Consider the following 18,591-nt stretch of genomic DNA (forward strand, 5'->3'; position numbering starts at 1 on the left):
GATTTCGCTCCGGTGTTATTTCTCGCTGGAGAAATATTTGAAGAAATCCGAGTTCGGCTTCAGCACCAAGGTATCCTGCGTTTTCTCGAAGGAGGTTTGATAGGCCTGCAGACTGCGGTAGAACGCATAAAACTCCGGATTTTTGCCGAAACTCTTAGCGTAAATCTCGGCCGATTGAGCGTCGCCGCGACCGCGGATATTCTCGGCGTCGCGTTGGGCATTGGCGACGATCACTTGTTTCTGCTTATCGGCTTCGGCGCTGATCTGCTCGGCGCTTTCCGCACCCTGCGAGCGGAATTCGCGGGCGACCCGCTCCCGTTCGGCGCGCATGCGCTGGAATACCGAGCTACTCACTTCCTGCGGCAGATCAATCCGTTTGATGCGGATATCGATCAGCTCGATGCCGAATTTCTCGGCGGTCGGCGACAACTTGGCCAACAGCGTTTCGCGCAATTCGCTACGGTCTTCCGAGATCAATTGCTTGATGGTACGCACGCCGAATTCGCTGCGCATCGCGTCTTTCATGATTTGGTCGAGGCGGAGATTGGCTTGAAACTCGTCGCCGCCGACCGTGGTATAAAAGAGGCCCACATCACCTATCCGCCATTTGGCGAACGAGTCGACAATAACGTTCTTCTTTTCGGAGGTAAGAAAACGCTCGGACTTGGCGTCCAAGGTCAGCACGCGCGCATCAAACGTACTGACATTATTGATGAGGGGGGCCTTAAAGTGGAGTCCGGGCTTGTAGTCGGATTCGACCATCTCGCCGAGACGAAATAGAATGGCTTTCTCGTGTTCCTTCACGTAGAAAACCGACATGTAACCGAGTACCAACAGGGACAGACCGGCTGGAATCAAAATTTGGGTTCTGCTGCTCATTGTTTGCTCCTGCTTGGGCGTAAATCGGTGCCGACGGTTTTGCGGACCGCGCCTTTATCGGCGTTGTGCGGTTCGGATACCGATTCGACTTCGTTATTGCCGGCTGCGCCGGTGCCGTGTTGTTGGAAGGTTTGCGGCATCGGCATGTACAGCGTTGGATTGGTATTGTCGGCTTCGAGCATCACTTTGTTAGTGTTGCTGTACAGTTTTTCTTTGGCTTCCAGGTACAGGCGCTTGCGGGTGATGGCCGGGCTTTTTTCGTATTCCACCAGCAGTTGGTCGAAGCGTTCGGTTTCGCCTTTGGCTTTGGCGACTTTTTCCGCTTCGTAGGCTTCGGCTTCCTGCACAATCCGTCCCGCCGCACCGCGGGCCTTCGGAATCACTTCGTTGGCGTAGGCTTCGGCTTCGTTGATCAGGCGTTGTTTATCCTCGCGGGCGCGGATGGCGTCTTCGAAGGCGCCTTGCACTTCCTCGGGCGGTTGCGCATCTTGTAGATTGACGCTGGCGATGCTGATACCGGTTTTGTATTCATCCATGCCGGCCTGAATCTGTTCCTTGATTTCGGCAACAATCTGGCTACGGCCTTCGGTCAGGACGAAGTCCATACTGTTGCGGCCGATCACGGCCCGCTCGACGCTCTCGGTCAGTTGTTTCAACGTGTTTTCGTTGTTCTTGACGTTGAACAGATAATCTCTGGCGTTATTAATTTGGTATTGAACCGCTAAGCGCACGGCGATGATGTTTTCGTCGGCGGTCAGCATTAACGACTCTTGCGGAATCAGCGACGATTTGCTGACACGGCTGCTGTCGGTATAGCCCACTTCAATGAAGCGTTGCTGTTCGACGTTGACGATAGCCTCGTTCTCGAACGGCACCGGAATGTGCCAGTTCGGGCCGGGCATCGTGGTTTCCGAGTAGGCGCCGAAGCGGGTTACCACGCCGCGGTTGCCTTGGTCGACGATGTAGAAGCCGCTGGCCAGCCAGACCACCGCCAAGGTGCCGCCGAACGCAGAAGCCACTTTCCCGGTGGAAAACATGCTTTTGTGGCCGTTGAAAAAATCGCCGGTCTTTTCCGACACCTGCTTCCAATACTTGTCTATCTCCAGCCTCCAATCCGGTTGTGGCGTCTGCTTACTGGTATTGTGTTTTTCTGATGACATAATCACTCCTCTTGTAGTGTTCGCCTGACCTGAGTCATTGATTGTTATTGTTAACCGTCCTTGGGTTCGAGAAATAGCATAAGGTCAAAGCCGAACTGTTGTTTCAATTTTTTTAACGCTTCGTTCTGGATTTGCCGGACTCGTTCTCGAGTAACATGCAGTTGGTCGGCAACGGCTTGCAAAGTCATTTCCGTGTGATCGCGCAAGCCGAAGCGCATCGTCAGAATCGCTGCCTGTTTTTCCGGTAACGACGCCACCGCTTTGTCGACGTATTGAGCTAGATCGTTGTCGATTAGTTCATCGAGCGGCAGACTGAACTGGTGCTGTTGCATCTTCGCCATCAGATCCAGCCCGTCGTCTTCGTCGCCGATTGTGGCGTCCAGGGAGTGTGTGGATTGGTAATAACTGCTGATGGTTTTGATCTCTTGTTCGGTCAGGTCGCAGCAGGCCTTGAGCTCGGCGATGCTTGGCCAGCGTTCGGTCTTTAGGTAGCAGTTGCGCATGGCCTCGAACACTACCGAGGCTTTTTCCGCCAAGGCCACCGGCAAACGCACGATTTTTTCCTGTTTGACGATCAAGCGCGATATGGCTTGTTTGATCCAATAGATAGCGTAAGTCGAAAAGCAGATGCCGCGTTCCGCATCGAAACGGTCGACCGCTTTAATCAAGCCGACCAAGCCTTCTTGCATCAGATCGTCGAAACTGAGGTTGTTGGTTTTGTATTTGTGGGCCACGAACGCCACCAATCCGGTGTTGGCCGATATGGTTTGCTGGCGGATGGTTTTCAATTCGCGAATTGCCACTTTGAGTTCGGCTGAATAATCAGAGTCTAGGGCGGGATCAGTGGCCAGCGTTTTCAGGATGTCGCCGGCGCTATCGATCAGGAACACCGGCAACAAGTGCAAGCTGTACAACAACTGGTTTACTGTACGCCGGTGTGGGTCCAAAAGTTGTACAATGTTTTGCGGCTGTACAACTTCTTGCGCGGCTTTGAAGTTGGCTGCGGTATTTTGTACAAGTGACTCTTGCTTGTACAACAGTTCTATCAGGCGCTTGGCTTCGTCCGAATTTTTCGCAATCATCAATTCGGAGCAATCGATGCCTCGCTGCAGTTCGTTGAGTAAACGTTTGGCTATCAGCGGACTAACCTGCTGATTATCAAGCAATAACTGGTTGAGACGGTTCCGGGCTTGCTCCATGCGCACGCTTAAGGTGCCTGGCTCGGCATCCGCGATAGTGACTGTCTCGCTAGCAAAGGATAGTGCGACTGTATTAGACATAATCGTTTCGCTCGTTGAATTAAGTTGTTGGCAAATACGTTACTAGATTGTAAAATGTTTGTCAAAATAAAATATGTACAAAACGTGAACAATGTACTCAATTAAAGCCATTACATCGTTAACGGGTTTGACACCGGAAACGCTAAGAGCCTGGGAACGCCGCTATGCTTGTGTCACGCCGGCGCGCAACGACACCGGCAGGCGGTTCTATTCGCAGCAGGATCTGGACAAGTTGACGCTGCTGGTGAACTTGACCGGGCAAGGGCATTCCATCGGTAAACTCGCCGGTCTGAGCTGGCAACAGCTCAGCGATTTGCAAAACCAGTCTGAACTACAGCAGCGGCGCGAGCCGGTGCCGTTTCTGGAGCAAATTGCAGATGCCTTGCGCGAATACCGTATCGAACGTTGCGAGCAGTTATTGAAGAAAGCGTTGCTGGTCAGCGAGCCGTTGGACTACGCCCGCGACGTTTTGTTGCCGGCGATGCAAAAGGTCGGGGATTTGTGGCACCGGGGCAAAATCAACATCGCCCAGGAGCATATGTTCTCGTCCTGCGTGAAACGGATCGTGCTAAGTATGGTGAACAATCTGCATCGCCATTCCCGCAACAATCCGGGGATTATGTTGGCCACGCCCAGCGGCGAGCCGCACGAATTCGGCATATTGGTCAGTTGCTTGATCGCCGCGGCGCAGAACTACAATTGCTATTACCTGGGTGCAGATTTACCGGCGGAAGACATCATCGAAGCAGCGCGGCACTTGGCGCCTGAGTTATTGGTGATCGGCATGGTGAAAACCCCGCCGGAAGCGGTTACGGTCGAGCATTTGCACCGACTGCTGGATGCGGCCCGGCAGGACGATTTGAAAGTCTGGTTGGGCGGTGGCGGTGCGTTGTATTTGTTGGGCGCGGAAGATCCTGCGGTCGCCAACGTAGATGTCGTCTCCGATATCGACCAATTCAACGCCAAGATCCGGCAGCAGCGGATTTCACATTAAACCGGCCGGTAGGCCGGCAGTATTTATCGCAGCGTCGCTAAGAAGCGACGACTTGGCCGACGTAAGGGTTGCTGCGCATTTCGGCGCCGAAAGTCGACATCGGGCCGTGGCCGGGAATGAATTTGACGTCTTCGCCCAGCGGCCAAAGCTTGTTGACGATCGAATCGATCAAGGTCTGGTAATCGCCTTTCGGGAAATCGGTGCGGCCAATCGAACCTTTGAACAGCACGTCGCCCACCAACGCCAGTCGTTCCGTCTCGCTGAAAAACACCACATGGCCGGGGGTATGGCCAGGGCAGTGGAGGACCTGTAACACTTCGTTGCCGACCTTGACCGTGTCGCCGTCGTTGAGCCAGCGCTGCGGCGTGAAGCCGGCCGACTGCGGAAAGCCGAACATGCGGCATTGTTCCGGTAACAATTTGATCCAGAAATCGTCTTCCAGCTGCGGCCCGATGATCGGTAACGACAATTTTGCGGCCAATTCGGCAGTGCCGCCGACATGATCCAGATGGCCGTGGGTCAACAGTAAGGCCTCCAGTTCGACTTCTTGTTTTTTTACTTCGCTGAGCAACAAATCAATGTCGCCGCCCGGATCGACCAAAGCGGCTTTATGGGTTTGTTCGCAGACGAGTAGGGTGCAGTTTTGTTGGTAGGCTGTGACGGGGATGATGGTGTAGCGCATGGAAGTTGAATTGAGGGTTAGTCCCAGGCACCTTGACATTTCTGGTTTTGTTCAGTGAGGCGGCCGTTTTTTAGAGTGATATCAGCTGTTGATTTTCTAGTTGGAAAATTCGGCGCATCATTCTCTGTATTTTCCAGAACATCAAGCGTGAAAACCTTATCACCATGGGTGTTTAAATAGGTTGTTTTTACATCAAGCTTCGGGATTGTCCGGCACCCCTTACCGCCTACAGGCATGAAGTCAACCAATGGGTAACTATCTGGTTTGCCATTCTCGCCTTCTCCAAATTCGAAAACAGCCAGATATTGAGTCCAGCCGTTGCCGCCGGTGTAACCTTCAAGAGTAAAAATTGCCAGAAAGTTAACCGCAATTGAATTTAGGCTGATGGCTTGTACTTCCCAAGATTTCGACGGAGAGGAGCCGTATGAGTCACTTAATAATTCAGTCAGCTTTTTTATTTGAATCTCTAGCTCAGCAGGGATACCGGATTTTGTGGTTTCGGCATGTCCTATTGAAATGAAGCAAGTTAATAAAACAACTAACCCAAAGAATCTCATATAAATGCAATCGATTTTTAGATGTTCAACAGCAAATGCGCCGGAGCTTCCAAGCATTCCTTGATGATGCCGAGGAATTGCACCGCTTCCTTGCCGTCCACCAGACGGTGGTCGTAGGACAAGGCCAGGTACATGATCGGCCGGATCACGATTTCGCCGTTCTCGACCACCGGCCGGTCCTTGATCGCATGCATGCCCAAAATCGCGCATTGCGGCGGGTTTAAGATCGGTGTGGACAGCATCGAGCCGAAGATGCCGCCGTTGGTGATGGTAAAGGTGCCGCCGCTGAGGTCTTCGACGCTGATCGAGCCGTTGCGGGCTTTGTTGCTGAAGTCGTGGATGCCTTTTTCGATGCCGGCGAAATCGAGCTGGTCGGCGTCGCGCAAAATCGGCACGATCAAGCCGCGCTGAGTCGTGACGGCGATACCGATGTCGTAATAACCGTGGTAGATGATGTCGTTACCGTCGATCGAGGCGTTGATGGCCGGGAAGCGTTTCAAGGCTTCGATGGACGCCTTGACGAAAAACGACATGAAGCCGAGTTTGATGTTGTGCTTGGCTTCGAACCGGTCTTTATATTGGTTGCGCAGTTCGATGACCGCTTTCAGGTTGACTTCGTTGAAGGTGGTTAACATTGCCGCGTTTTGTTGGGCCTGCAACAGCCGCTCGGCAACCTTGGCCCGCAACCGGGTCATTGGTACCCGTTGCTCAGGCCGCAATGCGGCAATAGCCGTCGCGGAAAGCGGAGAATGGCTACTGTCGGCCGCTGAAGCAACCACGGCGGGCGCCGGTTCCGGCTGCACTTGCTGGTCTTGCAAATAGTCCAGCACGTCGCTTTTCAGAATCCGGCCGTGTTTGCCGGAGCCGTGGATTGAGCTTGGGTCCAGTTCCTTTTCGGCTACCAGTTTGCGGACCGACGGGCTGAGCGGGGCTTCTTCCGGCTTTGCCGCCGGCGCGGCCGTCTTGGCGCTCTGCACATCGAGCTTGGCCAGCAACTGGCCACCGACGACGGTTTCGCCGTCTTGAACGACGATGGCTTCCAGTGTGCCGGATTTGGGGGCCGGTACTTCCAGAATCACTTTATCGGTTTCCAGGTCGGCCAGGTTTTCGCCTTCGTTGACCCATTCTCCGGCCTGTTTGTGCCAAGCGACCAGCGTGGCGTCGGACACCGATTCGGGGAGGCTGGGTACCAAAATATCAAAGCTCATGTTTGTTTCCTTCGTTGTTTCCGTAAAGAGCGGCATGAACTACCGCACGTTGTTCTTGCAAGTGGGTTTTGTAATTGCCCACCGCCGGCGCGGCGCAAGGCGGTCGGCCGGCATAGTGAATCGGGATGTTGTTGTCCACCAAATCGAAGAAATGGTGTTTACTTTGGTACCAGGCGCCCTGGTTTTTCGGTTCTTCCTGGCACCAGTAGATTTGTTCCAGATTGGGGAATTTGTCAATCTCCTGTTTAAAGCGGTCGTTCGGGAACGGGTACAGTTGTTCGATGCGGACGATCGCCACGTGCTGCAGATTGTCCGCGCGCCGGGTTTCCAGCAAGTCGTAGTAAACCTTGCCGGAGCAGAGAATCAAGCGGGTGACGTGAAATGGATCGATATCGTCCTGTTCGCCGATCACGGTCTGGAATTCGCCGTTAACCAGTTCGTCCAGCTCCGACACCGCCAGTTTATGACGCAGCAGGCTTTTCGGGCTCATTACAATCAGCGGTTTGCGGTATTCGCGCACCACTTGCCGGCGCAGCAAATGGAAAATTTGGGCCGGGGTGGTCGGCACGCAGACCTGGATATTCTGGTCGGCGCATAATTGCAGATAGCGTTCCAGGCGGGCCGAGGAATGCTCCGGGCCCTGGCCTTCGAAACCGTGCGGCAACAGCATCACCAAGCCGCTGAGTTTGCCCCATTTGGTTTCGCCGGAACTGATGAATTGATCGATCACGACTTGAGCGCCGTTGGCGAAATCGCCGAATTGCGCCTCCCAGATGATTAGTTTGTTGGGTTCGGTCGAGCTGTAGCCGTATTCGAAGCCGAGTACGCCTGCCTCCGACAGTAGCGAGTTGAAAATTTGCGCCCGGCCCTGGTCTTCGGCCAGATGCTTCAGCGGTATGTAATTTTCGCCAGTGGCTTGATTCAGCAAAATAGCGTGGCGGTGGGAAAAGGTGCCGCGGCCGATGTCCTGGCCGGTCAGGCGTAAGTCGTAACCGTCCATTAGCACGGTGGCGTAGGCCATGTTCTCGGCAAAGCCCCAATCCATCGGCATTTCGCCGGCCGCCATCTTGTTGCGGTCTTCCATGACTTTTGCGACGCGCGGATGCAATTCGAAACCCTCGGGCAAGGATTGCAGGCGCTGGTTGCAGAACCGAATTCGCTCCGGCGTGACGGAAGTATCTGCCGGAATGTCCCAGTGTTTATTCAGAAACCGTTCCCAGCGTGCCGAGTAAGAATAGGCCTTGTTTTCGATGATGGGCCGCGAAACCGGCAAGCCTTCGTTCAGTTGTTGCAGATAATGCTGTTCCAGTTGTTGCACCCCGGCCTCGTCGATGACACCGTCGGCGATCAGTTTCTGCGCGTAGATTTGCGGCGGCGTCAAATGGTCGCGGATGGCTTTGTACATCATGGGCTGGGTGGCAGCCGGCTCGTCGGCTTCGTTATGGCCGTGGCGGCGGTAGCAGATCAAATCGATCACCACGTCCTTATGGAAGGTGTTACGGTAATCCAGCGCCAATTGGGTGATGAAAATGACCGCTTCCGGATCGTCGCCGTTGACGTGGAACACGGGCGCCTGAATCATGTTGGCTACGTCGGTACAGTATAAGGTAGAGCGGGCGTCGAACGGATTGCTGGTCGTAAAACCGATCTGGTTATTGATAACGATATGTACTGTGCCGCCGGTGGAAAATGCCCGAGTTTCCGACATGTTCAGGGTTTCCATGACGATGCCCTGGCCGGCAAACGCCGCGTCACCGTGAATTAAAATCGGCACGATCGCATCGATGCCGCCGACGCCGTGCCGGTCCTGGCGGGCTTTGACCGAGCCTTCCACCACTGGATTGATGATTTCCAGATGCGAGGGGTTGAACGCCAGTGTCAGATGGATCGGGCCACCCGGTGTGGCGATGTTCGAAGAGAAACCCTGGTGGTATTTGACGTCGCCGGTCAGCACGCCGGGGGAAGAGGTGTGGGTGCCTTCGAATTCGCCGAATAACACGGCCGGGCTTTTGCCGAGTATATTAATAAGTACGTTGAGCCGGCCGCGGTGGGCCATGCCGATGACAATTTCCTTGAATTTGTGTTCGCCGGCGCGTTGAATCAATTCGTCGAGAATCGGGATCAGCGATTCGCCGCCTTCCAGCGAGAAGCGTTTTTGGCCGACGTATTTTCGGTGCAGGAATTTCTCCAGGCCTTCGGCGGCAATGAGTAGTTTTAGCAGCCAGATGCGTTTTTCCGGGTGGCTGGAGAAGTCGGGTTTTGCCCCTTCCAACTTGTTCTTGATCCAGCGTTTGGATTCGTCGTCGACGATGTGCATGTATTCGCTGCCGATGCTGCCGCAGTAGATTTCCTTCAAGGTCTGCAGGATGGCTTTCAGTGGCAGGCGGTCGATACCGCACAGGCCGCCGGTATCGAATAAGGTGCTCATATCCGCTTCGGTCAGGCCGTAATACAAGGGCTCCAGATCGGCCGGGACGGTCGGTGAGCCGCGTAACGGATTGTTGGCGGCGATTTGGTGGCCTTTGACCCGGTAGTGGTTGATCAAGCGAGCCACGGCGGATTGCTTCTTTACGCTTTGTTCGGTAAAGCCCTGCATCCGGGCCAGTTTGCCCGGTTCGGCGATAGCCAGTTTCTCGAACCGGTCGACAATCGCGCTGTGCGGCGTGTCTTCGGCCGAGCCGCTGCGGATGGCGTCAAAGCGGGCGCGCCAACTGGGACTTATGGTATCCGGCGCATTCAAGTATTGTTCGTACAGGTATTCGACGTAGTGGGCATTGCCGCCGTACAGCGAGGAGGATTCTTCGAATTCTTTAAGCAAGCTACTCATTGCAAACGTCCTGGTTATCGGCAAGTTGAAGTCAATTATGTTAGAGCGAAAATGCTATATTACCAAGCGTGGGGTGATGATAGCGGTCGCGGTTTCGGCGCAAGTTCTGTTTTATTAACAAGGCAAAGGCATGACGGATAATAGAGTCGTTATAAAAATAAACTACGATAAAACTAAAACGGCAAAGCAGATAAATCCGCCGCAGACTATTACTGTTTGGCATACCGGAAGAATCGCTATTGCCTTGGTTTTACTGCTGCTATTTTCGCTGTTTTTGTACTTTACGTTTAGCGGATCCGAGCAGCCGGGCAATACTCAGACCGATACGGCTGGAAAAGTTCAAGAGCCTGAGTCGAATCAGATTTCCAGCGCAAACAACTCGGAGCCGCCTGCGGCCGATGGCTTGGCTATCAATAAGGTGTATACCAAGGAGATTCCGCTTGCACAACAGTTGCAAGCGGAGAACACCAAAACCGAGCTGCTGGGCACGCGTCCGCTGGGCATTATTTTCGATCGCCGGGTGATTCGCGCTTCGCTGAATACCCGATTGAAAGATAACGAACCCGACCAGCCAATAGCAGGAGCGTTTGCCGTGGTAAAGGGAAAACCTATAGAGTTGTTTTATTTTACCGAGATAAAAAATCCGGGAAGGCTGGTGTTATTTCACGAGTGGTTGCGAAACAAACAAGTAGTGCAGCATAAACAATTAGATTTGAAAGAAACCCGCTCCAAGGTGTGGTCAAGCAAAACTTTGTCGTATAAAGACGTCGGCGAGTGGCAAGTAAGGTTGTCGGATAAGAAAGGTAAGGTATACTCTGAGGTGAAATTTTCATTATCCGCGGAATAATAGTTTTTTTCGCTAAAACTTAGTGATAGAATCCGCGCCGTCTTTTGATTAAAGAGGAAAATATGACTGATTTTAATAAATTATCCGAAGCAGAGTTACAAGCCGTTATCGATAATGCCGAAAAAGCGTTGAAAGAAAGGCAATTCAGCAAACGTAAAGAAGTTATCGCCCAAATTAAAGAGTTGGCCACGTCGATTGGTGTGACCGTTGATATTCACGACGGCGATAAAAAGTCCGAAAGAAAAGTCTCTAAAGTTGCAGCGCGATACCGCAACCCGAACAATTCGGCATTGACTTGGTCAGGCAGAGGTTTGGCGCCGAAATGGATGCAGGAACTGCTGGCGGCAGGTCGCGATAAATCCGAATTCGAAATCAAGTAATTCCGGATAGTTGCTTCGTCCAATCCTGTAAGCGCTCAGCCACCCAAATGCCGTCGTCCAATATCAGGTCGTGTCCGGCCCAAGGGTGGCTTAGCCATGGAACATTCCATCGGCCATGGATGGCTTTCGAACATTCCTGAGCGACGATTCTGTCGCCTTTTCCGCTCAATAGCAGTACCGGAGTTTGGTTTGCGCAAGCAGTCGGCCGATAGCGCGACGCTGCGTACAGTTGACGTAGCGCATTTCTGACACTGACCGGTCTTTGCCGTTGAATATGGGCCCAGGTTTCGGCCAATTCATGGTCGGAGTCGCGACGGTTACTGGTCAGGCGGATAATCGCCAACTCTCTGCGGTAGACATCCTTTTCCAGCATAATTTGCAGCAAGCGTCGGTAGCTTTGCCAGCGCAGGCGATGAAAGAACGGGCTGAGCCCGGCAAAGCTGGTATTCAACAGCGCAACGCCGGCAATATCGCCCGGATATCGCTGCAACCATTCCCAGGCCACCATGCCGCCCAGAGACAGCGCCAGAAGGTTGACCGGCCGCTGCAGCATACCGGCTTGATCCGCCCGCTGACGTACCCATTCGCTGATCTCTTCTATCCGCTTCGGGCTGGTCTCACGGTGGAACGTGCCGGCGCCCGGTAAATCGATGCAATGGACGGTAGAGGCTGGAAATGCCGATTGCAGCAAGCTGGGGAAATTTCCCCAATGGCCGGCCTCGCGGCATAGACCGCGCAGCAGTATCCAGTCTTCAGCGCGGTGGCTGGCCATACCATAACTCCAGTGCCTGGCTTTGATTCAAATCCCGTTGCGACTCGTCGAGTTTCGCCCATCGATTTGGGTACAACAAGCATCGAAACAAAAAGTCGAATAAGGTTAAATGCCGGCGCAATATGCGTTGTTGCCGATGCGGTAACAGCGGGTGAAACAAGCCGTGGCGTTGAAATAAATGAGTCGGGCTTTTTCTTAGCCAGAGCCAGGAGCCCATCTCGAGTGTCAGCGGCAAGAACAGCTTGCGTTGCCGATAGCGGTCGGTGAAGTCGTCGTACAGGTAATCCCATAAATCGCCGCTGATCACATATTCCTGACTCATCGGTTCGATTTTATAAAAATGGTGCGGGTAGCAGCGGTCGAACAACTGTTTCAATGCGTAGGCGTCGGCCAGGTCGGGAAAGGGCGTTTGCCGAGAAGCGTACGGAAACCACAGGCGGTCGTGAATACCGAAGCCGGAATGCAGATCCACGGCAATCGCCAGCGGCGCGTCGAACAGATGCCGGTGCACCACCCGACATAGCGCCTGGGCTTCTTTTTCCATCTTGGATTCGTCGCCGCGGTACCAGGGCAGTTTCGGGCTGAAGCGCTGGCCACTGTATAAGCGGGTATTGCCGTCGCTTTCGATCGGCGAATTGCGCATTAAATCCACACCGCGGCCGTTACAGCGGGTCCCGCGAAACACGCCGACCGGATTGACCAGGGGCATGAACACCAGGCGAGCTTTGCTTAGACGTTGGTTCAGTTCTTCGTCCCAATCCAGCAACTCGCATAGTGTATGCAGATAGGCCAAAATCACTTCGGAACCGATTTTTTCCAGGCCGTGTACCCCGCCGAAGTAGGCCAGCACCGGCACGTCCGGCGCGGTGGAGCCTATCGTCAGACAGTGGATCGGAAACCGGCGGCCGGCATGTTCGACGGTTTCGACGACCTCGCACTGGGCGCGGCTGCCCAAGCGGGCGACAATTGTTTCCAATTGCTCCAGTTCAGGGAATGGACGCTGTTTCATGAGTCGGTCGGTGCGCGGTGGATTACCCGGCCAAGGATTTTTCGATATAACGCTGGCGTTTTTTCGGGGCGATTTTGTCAACTTCGACCATGATCAGGCTGTCGATGCAATTGTTGAAGTCCGGATCGATATTGAAATCGATGAAATGGCAACCCTTATCCACGCACAATTCCACGTATTGTTTGTATAAGGTGGGTACTTTGACGCCGAGTTTTTTCAATTCGCTGTTCAGTACTTTGAAGCTGGTCGAATAGTCGGCATTGAATTCGCTGGCGGCAAAGGCCTGACCGGCCTCGGAAATGATGAACGGCTTGCGGGCTTTGGTTTGATGCGGTTCGGCACCGAATTGCTGCCGGTAAAAGCCGATGATCAGTTCTTTGGCGGCGTGCGGATAGGCGTTGCTGATGCTGACCGGACCGAACAGGTATTTGATGTCCGGCCGTTCCCGCAGATAAGCGCCGATGCCGTACCACAAATAATCCAGACTATGTTGGCCCCAATAACGCGGTTGGACAAAGCTGCGGCCCAGTTCGATGCTGTTGGGCAAGTAGCCGACGAACTCGCCGCGCAAATCGAACAGGGTTTGTGTGTAAAAACCGTCGATGCCGTGGCTGGACATGATGGCCGGGCCGTCGCCGATGCGATAGGCGCCGACGATTTCCAGATCGTTGTCGTCCCACAATACAATGTGGCTGTAATAGATATCGAACTTATCCAAGTCCAGGGCCAGGCCGGTGCCTTCTTCCACAGTGCGGAAGGTCAACTCCCGCAGCCGGGCAATTTCCTGCATCACCGGGCAGTCGTCCTGAAATTGGTATAAAAAAATCTTTTTGCCGTCGCGGGTCTCGCCCAGCAGGCGTGACTGGTACAAGGCCTTTTTGACCGCCTTGGTATCGGACGGATGCACCACGGTGGCAACGGTATCGAATAGCGGCGCCTTGTTTTTCTTGCCCAGGTTTTGCACATGCTTGCGAAAGCGCTGGCTGAGTTGTTTGTTGGTTTCCGGGCTGTCGGCGAGCGCTTGGAACGGCACCGGTGCGCCGACCAGGAATTTGATTTCCTGGCCTTTTTTGTTGAACATCTCCTTGACCAGCAACATCGTGCCCAGCGGTTTGTAAAGCGTCGAGGCGCTGTAAAACAAGGCCGAGTTCTTGGCTTTGATATAAATCGGCAGCACCGGCGACTGGGTTTTACGCGCCAGTTTGACGAATCCGCTCTGCCAGGCGCCGTCGCGGATGCCTTTGGGGGTAATGCGCGAGACTTCGCCGGCCGGGAAAAAAATCACGGCTTCTTCGTTTTCCAGTGCATCGATCATGGTCTTATACACTTCCTTGAACTTCTTTTTTTCGGACAGCACGTCGACCGGCAGGAAGATCGATTGCAACGGTTCCATGTGCGATAGCACGCGGTTGGCGACGATGCGCACGTCGGGCCGGACCGAGCGAATCAGTTTGACTAAGGCCAGCCCGTCGAGGGTGCCGATCGGGTGGTTGGCGACGATGATCAGTCGGCCTTCGGCAGGGATGTTGTTGTAGGAGTCGTTACCGATCTGGTAACTGAAGTTGAAGTATTTCAGCAGTTTGTCTAAAAACGCAAAGCCGCGTAAGTGCTGGTTTTTGCGGATCACGTCGTTGAAGTCGTCTTCGTGGATCAGCTTTTTCAAAGCTTTGACCACCAATGTGTTGTCCTTGCCTAATTTGAAGTCGGGGTAGGTTTCATGCAGTATGCGTTCGGCGTCGATCATCGAAGAGAGTCCAGAAATAACGGTATGCCGCGAATTCTAGACAGCGAATATGTCAGAAATATGTCAAAGCTGGCGATAGGGGCGGGGGCCGGAAAACCGGCTTGAACTCTAATGCCGGCCCGCCTTGGCGTAGACGGGCCGGTTGCGATGTTGTCGGCGAGAACTTTATAGGCTTGCCGAAAACTGATCTCGTGGAGCTTGGCCGGTAAATCAGCCTTGCAGTGCCTTTAATAAAGCCTGCAATTTATCGTTGGCGTCGCCGAACAGCATCCGGGTGTTGTCGTGAACGAACAGCGGGTTGCCGACCCCGGCATAGCCCGACGCCATCGAGCGCTTCATGACGATGGTGGTGCCGCCTTTCCAGCATTCCAGTACTGGCATGCCGGCAATCGGACTGTTGGGATCGTCGAGGGCCGACGGGTTGACGATGTCATTGGCGCCGATGACGATCGAGACGTCGACGTGGGGGAAGTCCTCGTTGATTTCGTCCATTTCGAATACGATGTCGTAAGGCACTTTCGCTTCCGCTAACAACACGTTCATATGACCAGGCATCCGCCCGGCGACCGGATGGATCGCGAAGCGCACCTTCTTGCCGTGGCTGGTCAGGTATTTGGTAATTTCATTGACCGTGTGTTGAGCTTGGGCAACCGCCATGCCGTAGCCGGGGATGATGACGATGTCCTTGGAATCGCGCAGCAGTTGTGCGGTTTCCTCGACCTCTATCGGCTGCACTTCGCCGACCACTTCCGCCGCTTCGCCGCCGGCACTGCCGAAACCGCCGGCGATTACGCTCAAGAAATGGCGGTTCATCGCCCGGCACATGATGTAACTCAAAATCGCACCGCTGGAACCGACCAAAGCACCGGTGACGATCAGCAAGTCGTTGCTGAGCATGAAGCCGGTGGCTGCCGCCGCCCAACCCGAGTAGCTGTTCAGCATCGACACCACCACCGGCATGTCGGCACCGCCGATCGCCATCACCATATGCACGCCGAACACCAGAGCGATCGCGGTCATGATTAACAGCGGGGTCATGCCGCCGCCGGTTTCGGTGCCTTGCAGGAAGCTGCCGCCGAGGACAAAGGTGGCGACGAACAGGCCGAGGTTCAACCAGTGGCGGGCTGGCAGTAACACCGGCTTGCCGTTGATTTTGCCGCAGAGTTTGCCGAAAGCGATCACCGAGCCGGAGAAAGTGACGGCACCGATGAAGATGCCGATGTAAATCTCCAGTTCGTGAATCGTGCGCTCGACTCCGGTGAGGGTGTTGGAGTGGTCGAGAAAGCTGGCATAACCGACCAGTACCGCGGCCATACCGACCAAGCTGTGCATCAGCGCCACCAGTTCCGGCATTTGCGTCATTTCCACCTTGGCGGCGGCACGGGCACCGATGGCGCCACCAATCAACAAGGCTACACTCAACCAGCCGTAGGCAGTGACATCTTCGCTGAGTACCGTGGCAATGATCGCAATCGCCATGCCCAGCATACCGAAGTAATTGCCGCGCCGCGAGGTGTCTTGCCGACTCAGGCCGCTCAAGCTGAGGATGAATAAAATAGAGGCCGCAATATAGGCCATGGTTACCATTCCGTTCGACATTGCGTTTCCCCTATTTTCTAAACATGGCGAGCATGCGTCGGGTGACCAGGAAGCCACCGGCGATGTTGATCGAAGCGATCAGGATCGCCAGGGCCGATAGGCCGGCGACGATTTCGGTGGCTGAAGACACTTGCACCAAAGCGCCGATGACGATGATGCCGCTGATGGCATTGGTTACGCTCATCAATGGCGTGTGCAACGATGGCGTTACGTTCCAGATCACCATGTAGCCGACGAAGCAGGCCAGCACGAATACGGTGAAGTGAGCCAAAAACGAGGCTGGCGCCACCGCGCCGACGCCGAACAGGGCCAGGCCGGCCAATGCCATCGGCAAAAATTGCCGTACCGGCTCCGGTAGCAGCGGTTTTTTCGGTTCGATGGCGGTTTCCGCTACGGCCGCAGCCGCTTTGGGGGCGGCCGACAATTGCGGCGGTGGCGGCGGCCAAGTGATTTTGCCTTCTTTGATGACGGTGGCGCCGCGAATTACTTCGTCGTCGAAGTTGACGTTGAGCGTACCGTCCTTGGTCGGACACAGGTCGGTCAGCAAATGCCGTAAATTGGTGGCATACAGTTGGCTGGACTGGTTGGCCAGTCGGCTCGGCAAGTTGGTGTAACCGATGATGGTGACGTCGTGTTTGACCACGACCTGGTTCTTCTCGGTCAATGCGCAGTTGCCGCCTTGCTCGGCCGCCAGATCGACGATGACGCTGCCCGGCTTCATCGAGGCCACCATCTCGGCGGTGATCAGCTCCGGCGCCGGTTTGCCCGGAATCAACGCGGTCGTGATGATGATGTCGACTTCCTTAGCTTGCTGGGCGAACAAGGCCATTTCGGCGGCGATGAATTCTGCGGACATCACCTTGGCATAGCCGCCGCTACCGGAGCCGTCTTCCTGGAAATCCAGCATCAGGAATTCGGCGTCCATACTCTCGATTTGTTCTTTGACTTCCGGCCGGGTGTCAAAGGCGCGGACAATGGCGCCCATGCCCTTGGCGGCACCGATCGCGGCCAGACCAGCGACGCCGGCACCAATCACCAGTACTTTGGCCGGCGGGATCTTGCCGGCGGCGGTGATCTGGCCGGTAAAGAAGCGGCCGAAATGTTGGGCGGCTTCGACGATGGCGCGGTAGCCGGCGATGTTGGCCATCGAGCTTAACGCGTCCATTTTCTGCGCCCTGGACATGCGCGGTACGCTGTCCATCGCCAGTACCGTGGCGTTTTTGGCGGCTAATTTCTGCATCAGCGCTTCGTTCTGCGCCGGCCAGATGAAACTGATTAGATGTTGCCCGTCGCGCAGTAAGTCGGCTTCGTCGATGCCGAGTTGCGGATGGTGCTGCGGGGCGCGGACTTTCATGACGATGTCGCTTTGCTGCCACAGTTCCTGAGCCGTACCGACAATCTGCACGCCGGCGGCGCGATAAGCGTCGTCGGAGATGTTGGCGTCTGCTCCGGCGCCGCTTTCCAGCAGCATTTCGAACCCCAGTTTTATTATTTTTTCCGCGGCTTCCGGCGTTGTGGCAACGCGTTTTTCGCCGTCGTAGATTTCTTTGGGAACACCGATTTTCATAATTTCTCCTGTTGTGTGGAGGGATATAACGGATCGCAAAGGCCGAAAAACCCGCGGGCGAGAATAGGTGATTGATTGGCTTTAATCAATTGTTTTCTGCGGCCTGCCGGATTTGAGCTATCATCGCGACCCTGCCCATGCCGTTGATAATCTGACGATGAAAATTTTGGTAGTAGACGATAGCAAAACCATTCGCCAACTGGCAGCCGAGTGTTTGCGGGAAATGGGGCACGAAGTGGCTTTCGCGGAAAACGGTGCCGAGTCGTTGCAATATGTCGCCGATCACGATGTGGATCTGATTCTGATGGATGTGGAAATGCCGAATTTGAGCGGATTCGAAGCCACCAAAGCGATCCGCGAGCTAAAAAAAGCCGATTGGTTTCCGGTGGTTTTTTTGACCACGCACGATGACGACGAATCGTTTGTTCATGGCGTACTGTCCGGCGGCGACGCTTACTTGTCCAAGCCGCTGAATCCGGTGCGCCTGCGTTTCACGGTCATGGCGATGGAGCGGATTTACGTGATGCGGGTGAAGTTACAGCAAGCTCAGCAGGAATTGCAGCGGGTCAATCGCGAATTGGAACATTTGACCTTGCTGGATCAACTGACGGGATTAGGCAACCGCCGCCAATTCGATAGCAATTTTTCCGTGCAATTTGCATTGGCAAGGCGAACCAAATCGCCGCTGACCTTACTGCTTTGCGACATCGACTACTTCAAGCAGTACAACGATAGCCGCGGCCATCCGCAAGGCGATGCTTGCTTGATCGAGGTGGCGCAAAGCATCCGCGCCCAACTCGAGCGCGACAGCGATCTGATTTGCCGTTACGGCGGTGAAGAGTTTGCGGCCATATTGCCGGACACGCCCCTGTCCGAAGCCAGGCGTCTGGCGGAGCTGATTCGCGAGGATGTCTGGAACAAGCAGCTGCAACACGACGCGGCGCCGGGAGGCTATGTCAGCCTGAGTTTGGGCGTAGCGACGTTCGTCGGCCAATACAAATCTCCGCATAGCATGCTGGAGGCGGCCGACGCGGCTTTATATAAAGCCAAACAGCACGGCCGCAACCGAGTCGAGATCGACTAAGC

16 protein-coding genes are annotated in these 18,591 nt (G+C 54.7%); 4 read left to right on the forward strand and 12 right to left on the reverse strand.

Translation table 11 applies throughout. The annotated features are described in order from the left end of the window. Positions 1 to 15: 15 nt before the first annotated feature. Genes hflC through C2U68_RS11585 form a run of 3 tightly spaced genes read right to left on the reverse strand, consistent with a single transcriptional unit; the run spans position 16 to position 3,319 of the window. Complete coding sequence (gene hflC / locus C2U68_RS11575) at positions 16 to 879, reverse strand: protease modulator HflC (RefSeq protein WP_140912643.1); 864 nt, start codon at positions 877 to 879, stop codon at positions 16 to 18. Continuing rightward, complete coding sequence (gene hflK / locus C2U68_RS11580; RefSeq protein ID WP_140912644.1) at positions 876 to 2,039, reverse strand: FtsH protease activity modulator HflK; 1,164 nt, start codon at positions 2,037 to 2,039, stop codon at positions 876 to 878. Before hflK ends, hflC begins: the two co-directional genes overlap by 4 nt. A 50-nt stretch (positions 2,040 to 2,089) precedes the next feature. After that, positions 2,090 to 3,319 carry an RNA polymerase sigma factor RpoD/SigA gene (locus C2U68_RS11585; RefSeq protein WP_140912645.1) on the reverse strand — a complete coding sequence of 410 codons (1,230 nt, stop codon included), beginning with the start codon at positions 3,317 to 3,319 and terminating at the stop codon, positions 2,090 to 2,092. Positions 3,320 to 3,410: 91 nt separating this feature from the next. Here C2U68_RS11585 and C2U68_RS11590 point away from each other — a divergent pair, with 91 nt between their 5' ends. After that, the gene (locus tag C2U68_RS11590) at positions 3,411 to 4,313 is read left to right on the forward strand and encodes a MerR family transcriptional regulator (RefSeq protein WP_140912646.1); all 903 of its coding nucleotides are present in this window, start codon (positions 3,411 to 3,413) and stop codon (positions 4,311 to 4,313) included. Between the two features lie 37 nt (positions 4,314 to 4,350). On the opposite strand, the gene C2U68_RS11595 is transcribed toward C2U68_RS11590, so the two are convergent. From C2U68_RS11595 to C2U68_RS11610, 4 genes are read right to left on the reverse strand one after another with little or no spacing between them, the layout of a single operon-like run. Next, positions 4,351 to 4,995 carry an MBL fold metallo-hydrolase gene (locus C2U68_RS11595; protein ID WP_140912647.1) on the reverse strand — a complete coding sequence of 215 codons (645 nt, stop codon included), beginning with the start codon at positions 4,993 to 4,995 and terminating at the stop codon, positions 4,351 to 4,353. 17 nt (positions 4,996 to 5,012) lie between these two features. After that, a complete protein-coding gene (locus C2U68_RS11600) occupies positions 5,013 to 5,609 on the reverse strand; it encodes a hypothetical protein (protein WP_140912648.1) in 597 nt (198 codons plus the stop codon). Further along, positions 5,570 to 6,760, reverse strand: a complete 1,191-nt coding sequence (gene odhB, locus C2U68_RS11605; RefSeq protein WP_140912649.1) for a 2-oxoglutarate dehydrogenase complex dihydrolipoyllysine-residue succinyltransferase — start codon at positions 6,758 to 6,760, stop codon at positions 5,570 to 5,572. The genes C2U68_RS11600 and odhB overlap by 40 nt, the downstream gene beginning before the upstream one ends. After that, positions 6,750 to 9,587, reverse strand: a complete 2,838-nt coding sequence (locus C2U68_RS11610; protein WP_140912650.1) for a 2-oxoglutarate dehydrogenase E1 component — start codon at positions 9,585 to 9,587, stop codon at positions 6,750 to 6,752. The genes odhB and C2U68_RS11610 overlap by 11 nt, the downstream gene beginning before the upstream one ends. A 130-nt stretch (positions 9,588 to 9,717) precedes the next feature. Between C2U68_RS11610 and C2U68_RS11615 the strand changes: the two genes are divergently transcribed. Next, the gene (locus C2U68_RS11615) at positions 9,718 to 10,434 is read left to right on the forward strand and encodes a DUF2914 domain-containing protein (RefSeq protein WP_140912651.1); all 717 of its coding nucleotides are present in this window, start codon (positions 9,718 to 9,720) and stop codon (positions 10,432 to 10,434) included. A gap of 62 nt (positions 10,435 to 10,496) precedes the next feature. Next, on the forward strand, positions 10,497 to 10,814 hold the full coding sequence (locus C2U68_RS11620) for an H-NS family nucleoid-associated regulatory protein (protein ID WP_140912702.1): 318 nt from the start codon (positions 10,497 to 10,499) through the stop codon (positions 10,812 to 10,814). On the opposite strand, the gene C2U68_RS11625 is transcribed toward C2U68_RS11620, so the two are convergent. The 5 genes from C2U68_RS11625 to C2U68_RS11645 form a co-directional block, all read right to left on the reverse strand. Continuing rightward, on the reverse strand, positions 10,807 to 11,586 hold the full coding sequence (locus C2U68_RS11625; protein WP_140912652.1) for an alpha/beta fold hydrolase: 780 nt from the start codon (positions 11,584 to 11,586) through the stop codon (positions 10,807 to 10,809). The two genes, C2U68_RS11620 and C2U68_RS11625, sit on opposite strands and share 8 nt — an antisense overlap. Then, entirely contained in the window at positions 11,567 to 12,595 is a 1,029-nt protein-coding gene (locus tag C2U68_RS11630; protein WP_140912653.1) for a M14 family zinc carboxypeptidase, read from the reverse strand. Before C2U68_RS11630 ends, C2U68_RS11625 begins: the two co-directional genes overlap by 20 nt. A gap of 22 nt (positions 12,596 to 12,617) precedes the next feature. Continuing rightward, the gene (locus C2U68_RS11635; RefSeq protein WP_140912654.1) at positions 12,618 to 14,339 is read right to left on the reverse strand and encodes a lysophospholipid acyltransferase family protein; all 1,722 of its coding nucleotides are present in this window, start codon (positions 14,337 to 14,339) and stop codon (positions 12,618 to 12,620) included. A gap of 210 nt (positions 14,340 to 14,549) precedes the next feature. Beyond that, positions 14,550 to 15,938 carry a Re/Si-specific NAD(P)(+) transhydrogenase subunit beta gene (gene pntB, locus C2U68_RS11640; RefSeq protein WP_140912655.1) on the reverse strand — a complete coding sequence of 463 codons (1,389 nt, stop codon included), beginning with the start codon at positions 15,936 to 15,938 and terminating at the stop codon, positions 14,550 to 14,552. A 10-nt stretch (positions 15,939 to 15,948) separates the two neighbouring features. Next, entirely contained in the window at positions 15,949 to 17,505 is a 1,557-nt protein-coding gene (locus tag C2U68_RS11645) for a Re/Si-specific NAD(P)(+) transhydrogenase subunit alpha (RefSeq protein ID WP_140912656.1), read from the reverse strand. Between the two features lie 157 nt (positions 17,506 to 17,662). Here C2U68_RS11645 and C2U68_RS11650 point away from each other — a divergent pair, with 157 nt between their 5' ends. Then, positions 17,663 to 18,589 (forward strand): diguanylate cyclase, encoded by a 927-nt coding sequence (locus C2U68_RS11650; protein ID WP_140912657.1) that lies wholly within the window; start codon positions 17,663 to 17,665, stop codon positions 18,587 to 18,589. Positions 18,590 to 18,591 lie beyond the last annotated feature (2 nt).

It is taken from the genome of Methylomonas koyamae, from assembly GCF_006483455.1.
Classification (GTDB): Bacteria; Pseudomonadota; Gammaproteobacteria; order Methylococcales; family Methylomonadaceae; genus Methylomonas; species Methylomonas koyamae_B.